The organism is Ruegeria sp. Alg231-54 (assembly GCF_900143525.1).
Taxonomy (GTDB): Bacteria; Pseudomonadota; Alphaproteobacteria; order Rhodobacterales; family Rhodobacteraceae; genus Ruegeria.
The window spans coordinates 229,421-248,626 of sequence record NZ_FREZ01000004.1; the positions used below are offsets into that span (position 1 = coordinate 229,421).

The 19,206-nt window shown below is 54.1% G+C and carries 18 protein-coding genes; 6 read left to right on the plus strand and 12 right to left on the minus strand.

The window, feature by feature from the left end; all coding sequences use genetic code 11:
* Window positions 1–37: 37 nt before the first annotated feature.
* The gene (locus DHN12_RS10295) at window positions 38–547 is read right to left on the minus strand and encodes a nucleotidyltransferase family protein (protein ID WP_108860116.1); all 510 of its coding nucleotides are present in this window, start codon (window positions 545–547) and stop codon (window positions 38–40) included.
* 531 nt (window positions 548–1,078) lie between these two features.
* Here DHN12_RS10295 and DHN12_RS10300 point away from each other — a divergent pair.
* A complete protein-coding gene (locus tag DHN12_RS10300) occupies window positions 1,079–2,047 on the plus strand; it encodes a histidine kinase (protein ID WP_159090011.1) in 969 nt (322 codons plus the stop codon).
* A gap of 291 nt (window positions 2,048–2,338) precedes the next feature.
* Here the strand turns inward: DHN12_RS10300 and DHN12_RS10305 are convergent, their stop codons facing one another.
* Window positions 2,339–3,034: an alpha/beta fold hydrolase gene (locus tag DHN12_RS10305; RefSeq protein ID WP_108860118.1), complete on the minus strand. Its 696-nt coding sequence runs from the start codon at window positions 3,032–3,034 to the stop codon at window positions 2,339–2,341.
* Between the two features lie 365 nt (window positions 3,035–3,399).
* Between DHN12_RS10305 and DHN12_RS10310 the strand changes: the two genes are divergently transcribed.
* Both DHN12_RS10310 and DHN12_RS10315 read left to right on the plus strand, forming a co-directional pair.
* Window positions 3,400–4,782 carry a sensor histidine kinase gene (locus DHN12_RS10310; protein WP_108860119.1) on the plus strand — a complete coding sequence of 461 codons (1,383 nt, stop codon included), beginning with the start codon at window positions 3,400–3,402 and terminating at the stop codon, window positions 4,780–4,782.
* Entirely contained in the window at window positions 4,779–5,411 is a 633-nt protein-coding gene (locus DHN12_RS10315; protein WP_108860120.1) for a response regulator transcription factor, read from the plus strand. Before DHN12_RS10310 ends, DHN12_RS10315 begins: the two co-directional genes overlap by 4 nt.
* Window positions 5,412–5,425: 14 nt before the next feature.
* Here DHN12_RS10315 and DHN12_RS10320 read toward each other — a convergent pair whose 3' ends face one another.
* The 8 genes from DHN12_RS10320 to DHN12_RS10360 all read right to left on the minus strand — a co-directional run bounded on the left by DHN12_RS10320 (window position 5,426) and on the right by DHN12_RS10360 (window position 11,537).
* Entirely contained in the window at window positions 5,426–6,112 is a 687-nt protein-coding gene (locus DHN12_RS10320) for a 2OG-Fe(II) oxygenase family protein (RefSeq protein WP_234416616.1), read from the minus strand.
* A gap of 35 nt (window positions 6,113–6,147) precedes the next feature.
* Window positions 6,148–6,657 carry an EF-hand domain-containing protein gene (locus tag DHN12_RS10325; protein ID WP_159090012.1) on the minus strand — a complete coding sequence of 170 codons (510 nt, stop codon included), beginning with the start codon at window positions 6,655–6,657 and terminating at the stop codon, window positions 6,148–6,150.
* A 258-nt stretch (window positions 6,658–6,915) separates the two neighbouring features.
* Complete coding sequence (locus DHN12_RS10330; RefSeq protein ID WP_108860123.1) at window positions 6,916–7,323, minus strand: cupin domain-containing protein; 408 nt, start codon at window positions 7,321–7,323, stop codon at window positions 6,916–6,918.
* Window positions 7,324–7,930: 607 nt separating this feature from the next.
* Complete coding sequence (locus DHN12_RS10340) at window positions 7,931–8,305, minus strand: nuclear transport factor 2 family protein (protein ID WP_108860125.1); 375 nt, start codon at window positions 8,303–8,305, stop codon at window positions 7,931–7,933.
* A complete protein-coding gene (locus DHN12_RS10345; protein ID WP_108860126.1) occupies window positions 8,302–9,198 on the minus strand; it encodes an alpha/beta hydrolase in 897 nt (298 codons plus the stop codon). Before DHN12_RS10345 ends, DHN12_RS10340 begins: the two co-directional genes overlap by 4 nt.
* A complete protein-coding gene (locus tag DHN12_RS10350; protein ID WP_159090013.1) occupies window positions 9,195–9,680 on the minus strand; it encodes a flavin reductase family protein in 486 nt (161 codons plus the stop codon). The genes DHN12_RS10345 and DHN12_RS10350 overlap by 4 nt, the downstream gene beginning before the upstream one ends.
* On the minus strand, window positions 9,677–10,354 hold the full coding sequence (locus DHN12_RS10355) for a glutathione S-transferase family protein (RefSeq protein WP_108860128.1): 678 nt from the start codon (window positions 10,352–10,354) through the stop codon (window positions 9,677–9,679). Before DHN12_RS10355 ends, DHN12_RS10350 begins: the two co-directional genes overlap by 4 nt.
* On the minus strand, window positions 10,347–11,537 hold the full coding sequence (locus tag DHN12_RS10360) for an LLM class flavin-dependent oxidoreductase (RefSeq protein WP_108860129.1): 1,191 nt from the start codon (window positions 11,535–11,537) through the stop codon (window positions 10,347–10,349). The genes DHN12_RS10355 and DHN12_RS10360 overlap by 8 nt, the downstream gene beginning before the upstream one ends.
* A 102-nt stretch (window positions 11,538–11,639) precedes the next feature.
* Here DHN12_RS10360 and DHN12_RS10365 point away from each other — a divergent pair, with 102 nt between their 5' ends.
* A complete protein-coding gene (locus DHN12_RS10365; RefSeq protein ID WP_234416617.1) occupies window positions 11,640–12,257 on the plus strand; it encodes a helix-turn-helix domain-containing protein in 618 nt (205 codons plus the stop codon).
* Between the two features lie 562 nt (window positions 12,258–12,819).
* Window positions 12,820–14,691 carry an amidohydrolase family protein gene (locus DHN12_RS10370; RefSeq protein ID WP_108860130.1) on the plus strand — a complete coding sequence of 624 codons (1,872 nt, stop codon included), beginning with the start codon at window positions 12,820–12,822 and terminating at the stop codon, window positions 14,689–14,691.
* A 165-nt stretch (window positions 14,692–14,856) separates the two neighbouring features.
* Here the strand turns inward: DHN12_RS10370 and DHN12_RS10375 are convergent, their stop codons facing one another.
* Together DHN12_RS10375 and DHN12_RS10380 are read right to left on the minus strand one after the other, a co-directional pair.
* Window positions 14,857–16,095 carry an L-rhamnose isomerase gene (locus DHN12_RS10375; RefSeq protein ID WP_108860131.1) on the minus strand — a complete coding sequence of 413 codons (1,239 nt, stop codon included), beginning with the start codon at window positions 16,093–16,095 and terminating at the stop codon, window positions 14,857–14,859.
* Window positions 16,096–16,104: 9 nt separating this feature from the next.
* Window positions 16,105–18,207, minus strand: a complete 2,103-nt coding sequence (locus DHN12_RS10380; protein WP_108860132.1) for a bifunctional rhamnulose-1-phosphate aldolase/short-chain dehydrogenase — start codon at window positions 18,205–18,207, stop codon at window positions 16,105–16,107.
* 187 nt (window positions 18,208–18,394) lie between these two features.
* On the opposite strand from DHN12_RS10380, the gene DHN12_RS10385 reads away from it, so the two are divergent.
* Window positions 18,395–19,195, plus strand: a complete 801-nt coding sequence (locus DHN12_RS10385; RefSeq protein ID WP_108860133.1) for a DeoR/GlpR family DNA-binding transcription regulator — start codon at window positions 18,395–18,397, stop codon at window positions 19,193–19,195.
* Window positions 19,196–19,206 lie beyond the last annotated feature (11 nt).

The following is a 19,206-nucleotide window of genomic DNA, read 5'->3' on the forward strand; positions in this document are numbered from 1 at the left end:
CACACGCGCCAGGGAAGAAAATGGTTCACGCAAGCGCCTAAGTTGCAGCATCGAAGTCTATATGTGAGTTCGGCCTGATAGCGAACTGCTCAAGGTCAGCGAACCCTTTCGGCGCGTACACTTCGATAGCGCCTTCTTTCGAACGCCTTATCCCAAGCATACACGCTGCGGCAAGAAAGCGGTCTATACCGTCTGTCGCTTGTCGGGCCGGTTCGTATGCCACTCCAAACTTCTGTTCATACCAAAGATGGACCCGAGCTTGGTCTCGGATTTCGATATCTGCATCGATAGTCCCAAGCACCTTCATTGCTTGATGAATTGCTGCATCTTCACCGTCCCAGGTCAGGTCATTGCCGTCGAAGTAGAAAAGGTCGTAGTCCTTAATACCGAAGTCTGGCCGACGCCCGGTTTTGTAATTCCAGACTGTCTGAAACAAGCATCCCGAAACAAGCCAAGCATCCTTGAGCCCCGTCAACGGCAATGCCTCTAAAATCTTCTGATTTGTTTGGTTCGTACCGATAATTCGAACAAACTCTGCTGCATCCATCTGTATCAATTACCTCTGGCATTTTCGGTTGATACGTTAGCGCAACTACATCCCGGCGGCGTGTAGATGCCAACACTTTCGTACGTCAAATGCCATTCTTCACCACTCTTTCTGCTAAGTGGCATCATCACTTTGAACTCGTAGTCGACGTTCTCCGCGGCAAGCATAGACGGGTAGGACGAGCCCTTACCAGACCTTCACCGCACATTAGTGCTTCGCTCGTGCAGCAACTCGAAGACCGCATAATCCGGACGTTCGAAACCAGACGGCTAACGGCGGTGACGCGGACAAAGCCGCCGTCGAGTTTGCCAAAATCGATGTCTGCTTTCGCTCGCGATCATCTGTACTGCGGCCTAACCTATTGGTGCCCAGTCGACACCAAAGAGGTGACCTTGACTCCGGCATTCAGACCAAAGTCGATTGTGAGGATACGAAGAAAATCTAATATTGCGCACTATGTTGTCGCGCCTAAAGCAAATTCTTTCTTTATCGAGCCTTTCATTGAGGTTCTTGGCCTTCGGCTGTGTTGTAATGTTGGGCGCTGCACTCGTTTTGGGAACGTGGGTCAGCAATCGGATTGAAGCCGGTGTCACCGAAAATTACGGTGCTGCCTCGGCTCTTTACTTTGAAAGCCTCGTTCCACAGCTTCCATTTCTGCAAACCAGCACGGTGTCATTCTCTGACGATGCAAAAGATGAACTGCGCCAAGTATTTGTTGAAGGTGCACTCGGTGATCAAGTGGTCACCTACAAGGTGTGGACGCAGGATGGTACCGTTCTTGCATCGTTTGATCCCTTGCTCGAAAACCGAACATTTCAGGTTTCTGAAGCGCTGGCACAAGCCTGGGGAGGGCGCGTTGCAGCCGAGTATGAACCTGTTCAATTGCATGAGTTGGTCGAAGGTGTATCAATAGAATTGCCTTTGCTTGGCGTCTACGTGCCGATCCGCAATGTCGTAAGCGGCGAGGTCGTCACTGTCATCGAGTTCTATAGTCGAGCTGAAGACTTACTCCTGGAAATAGACCAGGCACGCCGACAAACCTGGTACATGGTTTCGGCAGTATTCCTCGTCAGTAGAGGGCTGCTCTTTGGCATTGTCCATGCGGGTAGCCGTCTGATCGAGAGACAGCGTAGTGATCTGTTGCAACAACTGGACAAGAACCAAGACCTTCAGGAACGTGTTGCGGCGGCTGCAACACGTTCAACATCCCAGGCTGACCGCGTTATGCAGCGGATCGGATTGGATTTACATGATGGAGTTGCACAACACCTATCGCTTTTGGCCCTGCGGCTGGAAGGGGCGGGTCTGAATGACACGGAAGACGCAACTACGATCAAAGATGCTCTTGCTAATGCAATGACGGAGTTGCGGGCAATCTCACGCGGGCTCGCGCTTCCCGATATTGATGCGCTGACACTATGTGAAACGGTCAAACGTGCCGTCAGCGATCACAACAGCTTGGCCATTCATCCAAAAAAGTTAATTCAGCATGAGCCCTGAACCGCCATTCGCTTGCAACTAAGTTGCTGCAAGTGCATTCGTCCGTTAGCAGCCCAAAGCGGACATTCAAACCGAACTTTGCAATTCCGTTTGTGCGGACAGGAGCCGCCCGAAGATGGTGCAGCGAGATCAATGTCCGCTGTTCAGTCGAGACGGGGAATCACTTGCGGCGCTGCGGCGCATCTTTCCCGATGCGCTGGTTGAAGTAGGACAATCGGGATGGAAGCAAAAACTATTCCTACGCGGGCGATTTCGCTGTCCGCGCGCTCGTGCAGGATCCGGCGGCCAAATTCAAATCGCGGACATTAGCATTCGGGCCAAGTCGTCAGGCCTATCGATCATCACGTAGTGCCCGAATGGCACCGAAATCTCTGTCCACCCCGACTGATGCTGGTATCGCTCAAAAAACGGTTGGCCAAGCCCTGGGACCCAGTCGGTGGCATAGATGTAGGTCCGCTTTGACAGCTCGGCTCCGCCGCTCACCAGTTGAATCGGTTGCTCAAATGTCTTGATTGGTTGGGCGACATTTCGGCGGTCCACCCACGCACAGTCTGCTCCATTCACCGAAAAAGCCTCCGCTGGGCCCGGCGCGACTTTGCCATCGACGGCACTATCACGAAGCCCTGCCGCGATATCCGCAGGCAAAACATCCAAGGCCGCCTGCCCATCGTCCGGCACGAGCGCATCGAGGTACACAAGTGAGCGAATGTGGTCGGGCGCTTTATCCGCCACTCCGGTGACAACCATGCCGCCATAGCTATGACCGCACAAAACAATGTCAGAGAGTTCTTCGCACTTGATTACCCCTAGGACATCTTCGATATGCATGGCCAGATCGGTTTCGTCACTCACGAGGTGAGCACGTTCACCCAACCCTGTCAGTGTCGGGGTGAAAACGTCGTGGCCCTCCTTGCGCAGAAGGGCGGCTACGCGAGCCCAGCACCATCCCCCTTGCCACGCTCCATGGACCAATACAAATGTCGCCATAACCCGCCCAACTCCGCCGATACTGTAATGACATTAGATTCAACAGGGCCGCCTCGTCCACAGCATCGATTGGACGAGGCGGCACGAGCATCTGCAAAAGTACACTTCTGAAATGAGCCCAGAGTCACCATTATCTGCAATCCGTTCGATTGGCTTGTCGGCAGCCCGAAGCGGACATTTTCGACTAGGCTTTGCAATCTCTGAGATGCGGACATTGCTGACGTTAATGTTTGGAAATCAGAAGTCCGCTTACATAAAAAAACTGGTTCGTGCCGAAGTATCAATTTTGTGCACGGTGATTATCACAGTTCTCGCGCTCTTGGCATCAGCATTCAGACCAAAGTCGATTGTGGTGTGAATAATAAATGGCCATGTTGTTCAACATGTTGCCGCGTTTTAAACACGTGTTGTCTCAATCCACCCTCTCAATGAGGTTCTTTGCCTTCGGCTTTTTTGTTATGTTGGGCGCTGCTCTCATATTGGGATCATGGGCCAGCAAGCGAATTGAAGCCGGTGTCACAGATAACTACGGCGCGGCGGCGGCGCTTTATTTTGAAAGCCTCATTCCGCAACTTACATTCCTGCAAACCACTTCTGAGTCATTCTCTGAGGACGACAAAGACGAGTTACGTCGGGTGTTCATCGATGGCGCACTCCAGGCACAAGTTGTAACTTACAAAGTGTGGGCACGGGATGGGACTGTTCTCGCTTCGTTTGATCCTTTGCTAGAAGACCGAAAATTTCAGATCTCTGCTGCGTTGGCGCAAGCCTGGCAAGGGCACGTTGCCGCTGAGTACGAAGTAATTAAACTGCGTGATTTGGCCGATGTTGCATCAATAGAGTTGCCGTTGCTTGGCGTCTACGTGCCGATCCGCAATATCGCAAACGGCGAAGTTGTAACCGTTATCGAATTTTATCGTCGCGCCGAGGATCTGCTCGACGATCTCGTGCAGGCGCGCAGACAAACTTGGTATATGGTTTCAGCGGTTTTTCTCGTCAGTGGTTTGTTGCTGTTTGGCATAGTTCACGCAGGTAGCCGTCTGATCGAGAGACAGCACAATGATTTATTGCAGCAACTGGACAAGAACCAAGATCTTAAGGAACGCGTGGCAGCAGCGGCGGCGCGATCGACATCTCAGGCGGACAGAGTCATGCAGCGGATCGGCTTAGATTTGCATGACGGGGTCGCGCAACATCTGTCGCTTCTGGCTTTGCGTCTCGAAGGGGCCGGTCTCAAGGATACCGAAGATGCCGCAACGATCCAAGACGCCTTAGCCAATGCAATGACGGAACTTCGCGCGATCTCACGCGGGCTTGCACTTCCTGACATTGACGCTTTGACTCCAGTAGAGACGGTCAGCAGAGCCGTCAGTGACCACAATAAGGCGTTTGGAGCTGACGCGAAATTCGATGCGAGAGACAACCCGCCCATTCAGGCAGAGGCTCCGACGAAACTTGCACTGTATCGGGTGACTCAGGAATTGCTGGCCAATACTCACAAACATGCAAAGGCGGCGATGGTCACGGTGACATATCAGCAGTCGGCAACCGAAGTAACGGTCACTGTTTCAGATGATGGCGTCGGTTTCGTGGCCGACAATCCCATCCTCCAGGAAGTCAGCGGGCAAGGATTGTTCGGCATACGCGACAGACTGCTTCCCTTGGGGGGGCGCCTCGAAGTTCAATCGCAACCCGAGCATGGGGCAACTGCCGTCTTCTCCTTACCACAAGGTGGAGCACGCTCATGACAACAACTATTCTCGTTGCAGATGATCACCCGATCTTTCGGGATGGTCTGGTGAAGAGTCTTGAGGAACATGGAACATTTTTGGTTGTTGGAGTGGCCGCATCCGCAACTGAAGCGATCAAGCTCGCAGCATCTTTGAAGCCCGATATTGCCTTGCTCGACTTGTCGATGCCAGGCAGCGGGCTGTCAGCGATAGCGCAGATTGCATCTCAGAACCTTGCGAAACATGTCGCGATGCTGACCGTTTCCGAAGACGGTGAAAACGTCTCGGAGGCTCTCCGTCTCGGGGCCAAAGCATATATCTTAAAGGGCGTGTCCGCCCGAGAGTTGCGAGCAATCCTCAACGACGTTGCCAAAGGTGAGACACATGTCACCCCAAGTTTGGCGGCAAAGATGTTGACTTTCATGACAAAGGAACTGAATGCCCCTTCACCCTTGGATGACCTGACCAAAAGGGAGGAAGACATTTTACGACTAGTCGCAACAGGTCAGAGCAACAGGGAGGTCGCCGACGCTCTCGGGCTTCAGGAAAAAACCGTGAAACACTACATGACCACTATCCTTGAAAAACTCCACGCGCGAAATCGGGTAGAAGCAGCGCTTATCGCCCACAAAGCGTTCGAGCGCTAAAACGATGACTAGGGTCAGCCTTTTTTCGATTTTTTCGAGAATGTCGCATTAAATGCAATAGTGATCCGCTCGTCATCTGCGGTATTCGGGTAGACCCAGTGTACCAGGTATGAGGGAAACAGGACCATCTCGCCTGGCTGCGGCTTCAGACTTTTCTTCAGATTGAAAGCTGATGCCTTCAGGATACGCCAGTTCGGCAGGTCACTGCGAGGATCCAGAAACTCGATGCGGCCAGCTTTCTCATCATCAACTTCTGGCTGGGATACATAATACACCCCGGACCAATGCGCACCTGGGTGCGTGTGCGGCGAATTGAAAGCGCCAACTGGATTGATGTTCATCCAAGCAAACAGTTTTAGATCAAGGGTATCGGGGTCGACTTTACTGATACGCCGTGTGGATTGAAGAACTGCTGTCTCCACCATGACCGACAAAAACGAAAAGCATTGAGCTTTTTCATTGAGCAGATTGCCTTTCGAATGCCAGCCGCCTCTGTTGGACTTCGCAGTGCCATCACTCTGATCGCGAAGGCGCTTCCCCTCTTTGATCAGTTCCGCATTAATGGTCTCGTGTCCTTTGACCTCAAAGGAAAATAGTGGCGTCGAGAACAGCTTTTCATACTTGGTCTGTTCAATCAGTGTCATGGCCGCAGTTTGTTTTGAATTGCGGAAACTCGCTCTATGAACGCTGGCATCCGTCACGTTGAAATCTTTAAGCTACTATCCAGAGACGACAATCATCGATCGTCACTGTCGCCTTCGTCGCTGTCGCTCTCATCGCCTTCGTCACTATCGCTCTCATCGCCTTCGTCGCTGTCGCCCTCATCGCCTTCGTCGCTGTCGCCCTCATCGCCTTCGTCGCTGTCGCTCTCGTCGCCTTCGTCACTATCGCTCTCATCGCCTTCGTCGCTGTCGCCCTCATCACCTTCGTCGCTGTCGCTCTCATCGCCTTCGTCGCTGTCGCTCTCGTCATCGTCGCGCTCATCGTCGTCCGACTCGTCGTCATCACGTTCGTCATCCTGCGAGACCTGAATTTCTGGTGCGGATACGAGACCATCGCCGTCAAGATCACTGCGATTAATGATACCTCTGGCACCACGACGCCCGAACGCCTCTTCCAGCTCCTCAAATGAAAGTTGCCGGTCTCCGTTCGTATCAATAGAGCTGAAAGTGCGCGACTGAGCCAGCAAGGGACCTGTGGCAACAGCACAAAGTGAAGTGGTCATAAGTAGGTGGGAAAGCTTCATCGGGGTTCTCCATGGCTGTTTGTGGGTAGTTTGAACCATCTTGCGGAGCGCGACGACAAGCGAACGTCTGACGGATTTTCAGACCATAGTCTGAGCTTGCGAAGCCTAATATTTCCGAAAGCTGACTTTCGCCAATGTGTAGATATACTGAACATTGGGCTCGAAGCAGACCTTCGCTGCACTCGACGTAAACGACTGCATTGCGGACAAAACGGACCTTCGGTGAAAGTGGCAAACGGAGGGACGGACTCACGCGCGTCATTCTGCGCGCGTTGCGCTGTAATCCCCGTCTGAGACATGCTCCATCCAATCCGCGGTCTTGCCCTCGACAGACGTCTGCACTGCCAGATGGGTCATCGCGCAGTCTGGCGACGCGCCGTGCCAATGCCGCTCTCCTGGCGCGAACCACACCGTATCGCCAGGGCGCAACAACTGCACTGGCTGCCCCTCAGACCCAGCCAAGCCCAAGCCCGACAAGACATACAGCGTTTGACCGGCAGGGTGCGTGTGCCAAGCTGTCCGTGCGCAGGGCTCAAAAGTCACCGTAAGGATCTTGACCGGCGAGGGATCATTCCCTGTCACAACGGAATCAAAGCGGACCGTGCCGGTAAAATACTCATTGCCGGGAAATTGAGATGGCCGGTCCCCGGCGCGGTGGATTTGCATGATGTGCTCCCTTGTTGCCCTTGGGCACTTAGCAGAGTTCCGAATTCAAACCCAGAGACGCGACGGATCAGTGCGGTCATCTGAGCACCAATTTCGGATGTCCACAAAGCGACCGGAACCAGTCATTGGTTTGAACAGGACCTACGTCCGAGTTGGGGACAAAGCAGCCATTCGCAATTTTACAACGAAAGACCGGTTTGCGCGCATCGCTTCCGAGGCAAAAAGCGGAAGGGCGAAAAGTGTGAATTCGCTGCTTTGCGGCAAAAAACTCGGGCATTCCTCAAAGCGTACATTGGAAAATTTGAACAAGGAACGTGCTTGTTGAAGAAGAACAGAATTGGCGGGAAGTGCGCGTCGCCGTGAAAGGGACGAACGATATGAATCGTGATTGACAGTTGTCTGGCTTGCTGATTGCAATATTACTGCACGGCCCCCTGAAATAGGTTCAGAGGCCGAAACAACTGGTGCTGCACGACAATGAACAGGCCCAAAGCGCGCATTGGTTGCGCGGGCTACGAAAGTGTCACCCGTGGTCGGGTTTACCTAAGCGACGACGCGCCCCACCAACAAGCCTGTCGAAGGTCTGGCCGCATCAGGGGATAAGCGATCAACTTGTCCGTTGCTTGTAATAGGTGTCCTTGTGGACAATCAGCCCATCACGGTAGGTCAGTATGTCGACGCTCAGAAACTCTTCTTTCGAACCATCCTTATGCGTCGCGGTGCGGCGGTATTCGCAGTAGGCTTTGTTGCCCGAGATCGCGCAGTCCATGGTTTCCCAATGCACGTTTTCGACTTTTTCGAACAGCGCAGAAAATGCACTGCGGATCTTTTCGGCGCCTTCCAGCCGCATGCCATGTTCGTCCGGGCCGACGGCGTGGTCAAATGTGGCGTCGTCTGCGAGATGCTTCATCACTGAATCGATGTCGTTAGCGTTAAACGCGTCGCCGACAGCGTCGACGAGGGCTCGGGTCAAAGCGGTCATGATTGCGGTCCTTTTCCATGAAGCATATCGCAAGTGTGTTTGAAGAACGGGCTTGCCTGGTCGACAAGCACGTTCAATTCGTCAAAGTGATCGGCGTCCGGGACGATGTAGAGGCCGACCTTGCGGTCCGCCGTCCCAAATTTTTCGACATACATCCGTGCCTGCCGGTGGAATTCATCCGTTTCCGCGCCACCAACAACGACCAGCTGCGGTGCATTTGTAACCGGAGGATGGTTGGTCATCGGGCTTTCGGCCTCGGCCTCTTCCGGAGTCAACCGGATGCCGGAGTTGAGCGCCTCAGTCAGACGCACCGGTTCGAGGTAGCTGAGCGGTGAAACCGGGATGCCGGATTTGATCAGGTCTGCTGGAAGATCCGCTCTGAAAGCAGGCCAATTGGTCGCCATCATCATCTGGGTGATATGGCCGCCAGCCGAGTGGCCCATCACAGTGATACGGTCTGGATTGATGCCCAAATCGCGCGCGTTGCGCCAGATAAAGGCCATCGCTTCGCGGATTTCTTCGGAAATTCGCGTGATGGTTACCGATGGGCACAGGTCATAGCCAATGACAACAATATTGAACCCCGACGCGACAAAGGGCGGTGCAATGAAGCTGTAGACCGATTTGTCGCCGCGCTGCCAGTAGCCGCCATGCACATAAACCAGCGTCGGCGCATCCGCATCCTGACAACGGAAGACATCCAGCTTTTGTTTCTCGCCTTCTCCATAACGGATATCGAGGCTGCAATCGGTAGAGGCGCGCGCCGACTCGCTGTTGCTGCTCCAACTCGGAATGACAGTTACTTCATAGTCCGGTCGTCCGGCCCGCAGGTTGTATTGTGCGTCGAATTCATCAGCGCTGAAGCGGGTGTGATAGGTCAGGTGATCGCTCATGACGAAACCTCTGATTGAGGGGCGGAAAAGAACGCACCGCAGCAATAGACAAGTGGGGGAACGGGCACATAGATGTAGTTGACCACACGGCCCAGGAGAATTTGATGATCATCTGCGTCGACCCTGCTGTGTACCGTACATTCCAATTGCGCCGAGGCACCGGGAATCAAAGGCGTTGCGGCTCCGGCGATCCAATCCGTATCGGTAAACCTGTTTTCGACATCGCTTGCAAAGTGCATCGCAAGGTCTTTCTGCTCGGCCGATAGGATATTGACCGCAAAATGATCCGATTGCGACAGCGTTGGGAAGACCCGGCCTGACTTTGCAACACAAACCGAAATCACCGGCGGCTCTAACGAGACCGAGGTGAACGAATTGGCGGTCAGGCCCCACGGCTCTTTGTCCGCGTCATAGGTGGCTACGATGGTAACACCCGTCGGAAAGACGCCAAGTGCGCGGCGATAGTCTCGAACGTCCATCATAGCACCCCTTCGCTGGCACAGGCTTTTTCCAGCGCAGCCCATTCGTCGGGGTTGGTCCCGAAATGACGCATGACGTGATCCCTATACGCGGGACGTTCGGCCAGCCGCTGATACCAGGCCTTGACATTCGGCAAGGGCGGGCGGTCGACCTCGACGTTGAAATAGCGATAGGCCACACACCCCAAGGGAATATCCGCCATGGTAAAGCTGTCGCCGCAGACATAGGCTTTGTCCTCAAGGTGATGGTCCAAAAGGGTCAGGGCGTCATGGGCTTCATCGCGAAGCTTGGCGATCTTTTCCGGGTCACGCTGGTCGGGTTGGGTGCGTACAGTGGCGAAGAACAGGTAAATGACCGGCCCAAAGGCGCGGCTTGCCGACCACTCCATCCACTGATCCGCAACCGCGCGGGTCTGAATGTCGGCAGGACTGAGCGTTCCTGCCCCGTACCGGTCACAGAGATAGCGCACGATGGCGAGGCTTTCCCACAGCGCAAAATCCCCATCGCGGATCGCAGGGATCATCCTGTTGGGATTGATCTGCGCATACATCTCGGTGTCGAGCTTGCCAAAGCTGCCCCCGGCAAGTTGCAGCGTGTAGTCCAACCCCAGCTCATTCGCTGTCCAGATCACCGGAATGACATTCGATGAATAGGGGCGCCCCCAAATCTCAAGCATGCTCCAGCATCCTTTTCTGAGCGATGGACTGCGTGCCGAACTTGGGATTGACATGCTCAAACAGACGATGCCAGCTGGCCAGAATTTTCTCGTAAGGCACACCGGTGTATTGCTGCATAAGCATGAGGTGATCGAGCCCGATGGTTTCCTGCCGTTCCGCAAAGCGATCCGCGACATATTCGGCGTCGCCCACCACGATGATCCCGCGCTTGTTAAGGAAGTCGAACCAATCCATGTCCTCATCTTCGGGGGTCATTTCTTCGCCGACGTCCAGATAGCCGCGCTTGGTCCATTCCCCTTTGGGACGTGACCCGCCGAGGAATTCGTAATAGGCATTGATCGGGCCACGGATTGTGTTCACCGCTTCTTCCATGCTTTCACCGACGTAAAAAGCCGTGCAGACACCGACACCTTCGCCAAGCTTTACCTCGCGCCCTTCGCGTTGCGACAAGGCCTGGCGGTAGGGCTCCCAACAGGCCAGCGTTGCCTTGGGGCCAGCTGCCATCGAGATCACACCCCAACCGCGCTCTCCGGCCAGTTTGAACGTGGGCGGTGCATTCGACATCAGCCAGACCGGTGGATGAGGGTTGGAATAGGGGCGTGGATGCACATACATCGCTTTGTATTCGCCATCTTCATCGTGATAACGCGGGTCCAGAGGGTCAAAAAACCGGTTGCTCTCTTTCCAGCCGGGAACCGGGAACTGGTAGAACTCACCGTGATGGGTGAAGGCCTCATTGGTCCAGGCTTTCAGGATGATCTCCAGACTCTCCTGATACAGCCGCATGACCTTGGCATTGTCGCGCCGGTCCGCGTCCTTATTGAACTGGATGGTCGAGCGTTCATTGATGCCTTTGGCGACGCCGAAATCAAACCGGCCTTGGGTCATGTTATCAAGCATCGCGGCATCTTCAGCCACGCGCAGGGGGTGCCAATCGGGCAGGATGATGGGGGCTGTTCCGACCCGGAGTTTTTTGCAATGCGCAGCTACGTGAGTCCCCATCTGGATCGGGTTGGGCGGCGCATTCATGTAACCGTTATGGGCAAAATGATGCTCGGTGAACCAAGCAGTTGTGAAACCTGCCTGCTCGGCCAGCGAACACTGTTCGAGGATCATTTCCAGCGTGCGCGCCCAGGGAATCGTCTCACCAGGGCTAAAATTGGCAATCAAATCAAAGCGCATAACGTTCTCCCGGCCGGTAGAAGATCAGTTGATTTTTCATCTCAATTTCAACTAAGTTGATTTACGCTCGAAAAGTCAACTGAAATCATTTATTCTGAAGTCATGAAAAATGACGTGTCTCAGACCGACGCCCAAAGGCTCGGAAGTGAAATTCGCGAAGTGCGCAAAGCACGTGGGCTGACCCTACAGCACTTGTCCGAAGAGGTGTCGTGTTCCAAAGCCTATCTCAGCCGGATTGAGCTTGGGACAGCTAAGGTGTCGGACGACCTGCTTGGCGAAATCAGCGATGCGCTTGCGGTTGACCCGGGCTGGTTCTTTCCCAAACAGGAGGGCGACGGACCGCTGGAGCGAAAGCACGTCGTGCGCCGCGAGAACCGTAGGGCGCTGTCCGCGATGTATACGCGCTCAACTGATGAATTGGGCTTTGAGGACGAATTGCTTTCAAGCTCCTTGTCCGGCCATTGTTACTTGATCCTATCACGGTTCCGCCCCGGCGCAGGAGAACCACCCGAGCCACTGGAAGGGTATTCATTTGAAGGTGAACAACATGCCATCGTCCTTAGCGGCGAAGTTGAGCTACGTCTCGGGAGCGAAGTCATTTCATTGCGTGAAGGAGACAGCTTTTCCTATCCATCCATGATCGCCCACCGCTTTCGCAACAAGACTGAGAAAGAAGCCACAATGGTCTGGGCGATGTCGCCGATCCGTATCACGTGGTGACTGTTGGTCTGCTATTGCAAATGCATGAAGTGCTTTTGTGTGTGGCAGATTGAAAACGACCCCGTTATTTCCTTTTCCGTTTTGACAGTGTTGCTTGTAATACAATGCTACAAAAAACTGCGGCGCTGTCTAACATTCTGATCTGGCAAGACAGATTCACGACGAGACAGTTGTTTGGTTGGTAGAAAAAGATAACCCATTTTTTGCACAACCTCTGCTTCTCTAAAAAACTCGGACTACGCGTGCGCAACGAAAGTCTGGTTTGGCGGGCCGCAATACAGCGTTGGAGCGTCCAAATGAACGGTGGGAGCGGGCCAGAATTGACAGTTTGGCAGACTTTTCAAAGTCCTCTTCCTGCAAGGAGCTGACCTTAGGGACACATGCAGCATCGGTAAGTTTGGGCTCGTTGCAGACGTTCGTCGAAATTTCGGGAAGGACCGCATCGCGGACGAAGCTGCCCTTTGTGGTGTTATTCAAGCCTTAGCCAGCAATTCACATTCAAATTTATCCCCACAATGGATTTTCCTCCTGATAGCATGAGGCCGAAATGGAGGGCTGATCAATGCGGACTGGGTTTTTTTCATGCGTGTTTTGGGTGATGGCGTCGTTGGCAAGCGCACAGACTTACGACGTCGTCATTCTGAATGGGCGGGTTATGGACCCGGAAACAAACTTTGACGCTGTCACCAACGTAGGAATTTCTGGCGGGTGGATCGCTGAGATTACGGACCAACCTATCGAAGGCGATGAGACGATTGATGCAACCGGTCACATTGTTTCCCCAGGCTTCATTGACACACAGCACCACGGGCACGGCAATCTGTTTGGCGTTAGGTTAAGCCTAAGGGACGGCGTAACCACGCCGATGGATTTAGAGTACGGCAACATAAATTCGGCGGAGTGGTACGCTGAGCGCGAGGGTAAATGGCCCGTAAATTTCGCCGCAGCAGCGTCTCATGAATTGCAGCGCATGCGTGTATTGGACGGGTTGGTTTTCGAAGAGGGCTTTGATGCCGAGGGCGGATTACTTGCTCGCGGTGACAGCTACAATGAGAACGGCATCCCGGATTGGGCTGAAACTGTTCCGACAATCGATCAACTCAACGACATAATGGCTGGTATAGATGAAGAGCTTCGCGCTGGCGCGCTGACTGCGGCTTCCACGATGGGGTACATGGCTGTTGGTGCGACGACGCTTGAAGTTTTTAACCTCCAAAAAGCCGCAGCGAACTACGATCGTCCGAGCAGCTTCCACGTTCGGCTTTTGGGGAACAATGCGCCGCCATACGAGGGAAACCTTGGAAATCTAGAGCAGATGGCGAATGCTGCCGCCTTGGGCGCTCCAATGCTCATTAGTCACAACAATAACGTAGGCTGGTGGGAAATCGAAGAGCGTGCTCAAGGTATGCGCGAGCAAGGGATGAACGTTTGGTCCGAATATTACCCTTACACTTGCGGATCAACGACCATCGGATCTGAGTTCCTCAAACCAGAAGGGTTGGCACTCTTGGGGTGGGGATATGATCAGATGCTCAACCCGCGCACCGGTGAGTTCATGTCTGAGGAAGAGTACCAGAAGATCGTGGCTGAAGACCCAGCCTTCGTCATCATCGCTTGTATTCCAGAACGGGAGGAGTGGCTCCCTTTGTGGCTCCGAGTTCCACATATGACGGTCGCGGGCGACCAGATGCCCCCGACTGACGAAAATGGACGAATACTGACAGGCGAAGACCCTTTCGAAGCCTATGTAGGACATCCACGCACCGCCGGAAGCCACGCTGCGACGCTACGCCTTGCTCGTGAAAACGGTGTGCCGTGGATGCAGATGATCGCTTCAAATAGCTATTGGGCCGCAAAACACTTAGGCGATACTGGACTGCGTGCAATGCAGGTGCGAGGCAGGATGCAGGAAGGCATGGTGGCGGACATCACGATCTTCGATCCCGAGACTGTGACCGACAATGCTACATATCAAACCGGTTTCAACGGGCTCCCTTCAACAGGTATTCCATATGTCCTCGTCAATGGCGCAATAGTTGTCAGCAACAGCGAACTGGTGGACGGAGTGTTGGCCGGTCAACCAATTCGATATCCTGTAGAGGACAAAGGACGCTGGGTTCCCCTCGAAAAGACCAGCTATCTCGACAATCTTCTTGGCGGAGAAATTCCCGGCGCGGTGCAAGATTATGGAACGGACCCAGAAGAACTGCGTGGCCAAAGCGGTGGAGAAGACGATGCCCGGTTGAATGCACCACAGGAAACGAAGCCGACCCGGACAGCTTCGGCTGATTGGTTCAAAACCTATCCCAGTGAAAATGAACTCGGTGTTGTGATGTGCCCAATTCACGGCGTGTTGGAGGATCGTCGATTGGTTCAGAGGGAATGGTCAGGCCGTATGATGACAGCCGCCAATTATGACCCGCTGGCAAACTAATGACTTGAAATAGTTGAACCGCCTGTTGCGTTAAAGTTGTGGTTTTGAATGCCCGCTTTAGGCTCTGAGCGGTCGTTCGCTGCGCAGTGCATCAATGACCGCCGAGCGGACAAAGCTGCCGTTTGTTGCCCTACGACCAACGTCGGCTTTCCGGTCATGGAAGGCTCAGTCGCGGTCTGACACACTGCTTTGATAGCGGTCTAGTTCTTCAATCAACCTCTGACCGTTTGGAACGTTTTCACGCTCAGAAAACTCACTCCAAACGGTGCCGAACGGCATGTCCTTGAACTCTTCTGTCAGCGTTAATCGTGTTGTGAAGTCCAGATTCGTTTCGGCAGTTTTCAGAGCCTCCGTCGGCATCAATAGCGCGCGCAACAGTGCTTTTTGCATATTACGGGCTCCAATGACCCACGCGGCAGTCCGGCTGATGGTCGCGTCAAAGAAATCGAGCCCGATGTGGGTGCGATCCAGCAATTCCGCGCTGACAAGTTCTTGTGCCATTTGAAGGATATCGTCGCTAAGCAAGATCACGTGGTCGCTGTCCCAGCGCATAGGACGCGAAACGTGTAGCAGGATTTCGTCCAGCGACAGGGCGACGGAACTGAGCTTGTCTGCGATGTTTTCCGTTGGGTGAAAATGCCCCATATCAAGGCAAAGCAACGTCCCTTTGCGGATCGCATACCCCATGTAGAATTCATGGCTGCCGACCGTGCAGGCCTCCACACCGATCCCAAATAGTTTGCTTTCTACGGCATCCAGCATCTGCGCCTTGTCTTGTGGTGACGCCAGCATCGCATCCAGTGATGCCTCCAGCCGCGCGCGAGCAGACATCCGGTCAATCGGCGTGTCTTTGTAGCCGTCAGGCACCCAGATGTTGTTCACACAGGGCGAGCCCAGCGCCGCACCCATTTGTGCGGCAATCTCTCGGGACCGGCGGCCATGTTCGATCCAGAAACCGCGAATGCCCTCATCAGGATGGCTGAGGGTCAAGTTGTCATCTGCTTTTGCGTGAGCAAAGAAGGTTGGATTGAAATCGAGCCCGAGTTTCTGATCACGGGCCCAGTCAACCCAAGGTGCGAAATGCTGATACTCAATCTCATCTCGATCAGGGTTTGCGTCGGCATCAAGATACATTGCATGCAAGTTCAACCGGTGATTTCCAGGGATCATTGAATAGGCGAATTCCAGATCGGCGCGCAATTCGTCCGGTGTGCGGGCACGTCCGGGATGGTTTCCAGTCGCCTGAATACCTCCCCCCGAGGATCCGGACCTTTGTTCGAACCCCACTACATCGTCGCCCTGCCAGCAATGCATCGAGATGGGAATGGTCTTTAATCGGTCCAATGCCGCTTCAGTATCGACACCCCAGTCGGCAAATGCCGCCTTCGCGGTTTCATAGCTCATTGCCGGTTCCTATCGCGTAAAGGCTTGGACGTTACCGGCATCAACATTGATGATGTTACCAGTTGATTTGGAAGACGTGTCAGCTGCAAAAAAATAGCAGGCTTCGGCAATATCCTCGGGTAGAACCGAGCGCTTGAGCATGGATCGCTGGCGATACATCTCTTCCAGTCCGTCTTTGTCCGTGCCGTAGGTTCCAGCGCGTTGTTCGAGCCAGTCCCCTTCCCAGATCTTTGAGCCGCGCAGAACCGCATCAGGATTGACCACATTTACTCGAATGCCTGTTTCAGCACCTTCCAGTGCAAGGCACCGCGCCAGATGGATTTCCGAAGCCTTGGCGGTGCAATAGGCGGCGGCATTGGGCGAGGCAGCGAGGCCATTCTTGGAGCCAACAAAGACGACCGAGCCACCCATGTCCTGCACCCGCATCAGTTTGAACGCTTCGCGGCTGACCAAAAAATACCCTGTCGACAAGATATCCATGTTCTTGTTCCAAAGTGCGAGCGAGGTGTCTTCGATCGGTGCTGAAGACGCGATGCCAGCATTGGAGACCAGAATATCCACCCCGCCGAACTCGACAGCGGCGTCTGCAAAGGCGGCAGCAACGGCATCTTCACTGGTGACGTCCATGCGGACCCTGCGCACGACGTCTTTGCCATAAGTGCCAGCAAGATTTTCCTGAGTAGATTCGAGGGCTTCTTCGTTTATGTCTGCCAACACGACGCAGGCGCCTTCGGACAGATAACGCTTCGCCGTGGCAGCGCCGATGCCACCAGCACCACCAGTGACAAGGGCGACCCGGCCAGCGAGCGATTTAGGTTTGGGCATGCGCTGTAGTTTTGCTTCCTCCAGCAGCCAATATTCGATGTCAAAGGCCTCCTGTTCGGGCAGGCCCTGGTATTTGCTGACAGCAGAAGCACCGCGCATCACGTTGATCGCATTGACGTAAAACTCGCCCGAAATGCGCGCAGTCGCTTTGTCTTTAGCAAAGGTGATCATGCCGACACCGGGCACCAGATAAACAACCGCGTTTGGGTCGCGCAGTGCTGGGCTGTCATCGTGCTTGCAGCGCTCATAGTACGCTGCATAGTCCTTGCGGTAGGCGTCAATCTGATCCGGCAACCCTTCCAGAACAGCGTCAATATTGCTCGTGTCGGGATCAAATGGCACCACAAGTGGGCGGATTTTGGTGCGCAAAAAGTGGTCGGGGCAAGACGTGCCCAAAGCCGCAAGCGGTTCCATGTTCCGCGCATTGACGAATTCGAGAACAGCATCGCTGTCATTGAAATGACCGACCATGTGCTGATTGCCTGACACGAAACCACGGATAGCGGGCATCAGCCGGGCTGCGATCGCGCACCGCTCGTTGACAGGTAGACTGCCATGCACAGGCCCGCCAAAGGGGGCGACACCGTCACTGCGGTCTGCCAGCCATTTGGTGGCCACGTTGATGACGTCGATGGTCTGGTCATAACAGTCTTTGGCCGTATCAGCCCATGTGAACAGCCCATGGCTTTCCAGCACCACACCGTCTGCATCCGGATTTTCCAGACAGAACTTTTCCAACCAAAGACCCAGTTCATAACCGGGCTTTTTCCAGGGTAGCCAGCCTATGCGGTCACCAAAAATCTCTTGCGTGAGTTCCTTGGAGTTTGTCGACGCGGCAATCGCAATAATGGCATCGGCGTGCACATGGTCCACGTGTTTGCGCGGCACGTAGGCGTGTAGCGGAGTGTCGATGGAAGCGGCCCGAGGGTTCAGTTTGAAAGTGCAGTGCGGCAGATACCCCACCATCTCATCTTCAAACTCCACACCACGGTAAAGCGACTTTAACGCCTGCAACTTGTCCATGTAGAGCGTAGAAAAGCCATCCATCTTGATCGAGCCGATGTCGCCACCTGATCCTTTGACCCACAACACTTCGACGTTGTCACCGTTCAGTGGATCGACTTCCGTCACCTTGGCTGATGTGTTGCCGCCACCATAATTGGTCACACGCTTGTCCGAACCCAGGATGTTGGAGCGATAAAGCAATAGTTCCGATTCGCTCATTCCTTGCACCGCATCGTCATCCCATCGGCTTTCAAGAAGCTGAGTTTGCACTGTTTTCAACATGTTTCCTCCCGGTCGGCATCACGCGCCCTTCATTGGTGTTCGTTGCAAGGCTGATTGGAGTGCGGCGGTTTGTCAATCACAAACCATCAAAAACGATCATGCTGCACTGCAAAATGATTGTTAATGATCGAAATTGATTGACAGGTGCGGCGAATCTCGACAGTTTGTCGGATCAGGGAGGCCAGCAATGCATGAGAAAGAACGTCATACGATCATCCTGTCTGCGGTCGAAGAGCGGCCTGTTGTGACCGTGGTTGACCTTTGCAATCTGACCGGTGCGTCGGAGGCAACGATCCGCCGTGATATTGCGACTCTGGATCAGGACAAGCTGCTGCGCCGGGTGCGTGGCGGTGCTGAAGCTTTAAGCCCGCCACAGTTCGTTGGTCTTGCCGGCCGGCCATTTTCGGTCAATGAGGCCATGCGCATTGAAGAAAAGCAGGCCATAGCTGCCGCTGCCGTTGATTTGTGTGAAGACGGTGACGCGATCATCATCAATGGCGGCACGACGACATTTCAGATGGTACACCCACTGGCTAGCCGTCGGCTGCAGGTCTTCACCAACTCTTTTCCGATTGCCGAGCATCTGCTCAAGCATTCCAAAAACACCATAATGTTGTCGGGCGGCACAATTTATCGTGAACAGAACATCATTCTTTCGCCATTCGACAACGACGTGACACGTAATTTTTGTGCTCGGCGCATGTTCATGGGCGCGCAAGGGTTGGGACCACTTGGGCTGATGGAAGCGGATCCCTTACTGATCCAAGCTGAGCAAAAATTGATAGGGCAGGCAGACGAGCTTGTCGTTCTAGCTGACAGCACAAAGTTCGAGCAACGCTCAAGCCTCGTTTTGTGCCCGTTGAACCGGATCACGACCGTCATCACCGATGACCAGATAACAGACAAAGCGGCCTCGATGCTCGAAGCCGCCGAAGTGACGCTGATCGTTACCCAGTCAGGGGGCGCTCAGAAAAACGTGGCCTCTTGATCGGGGCATTA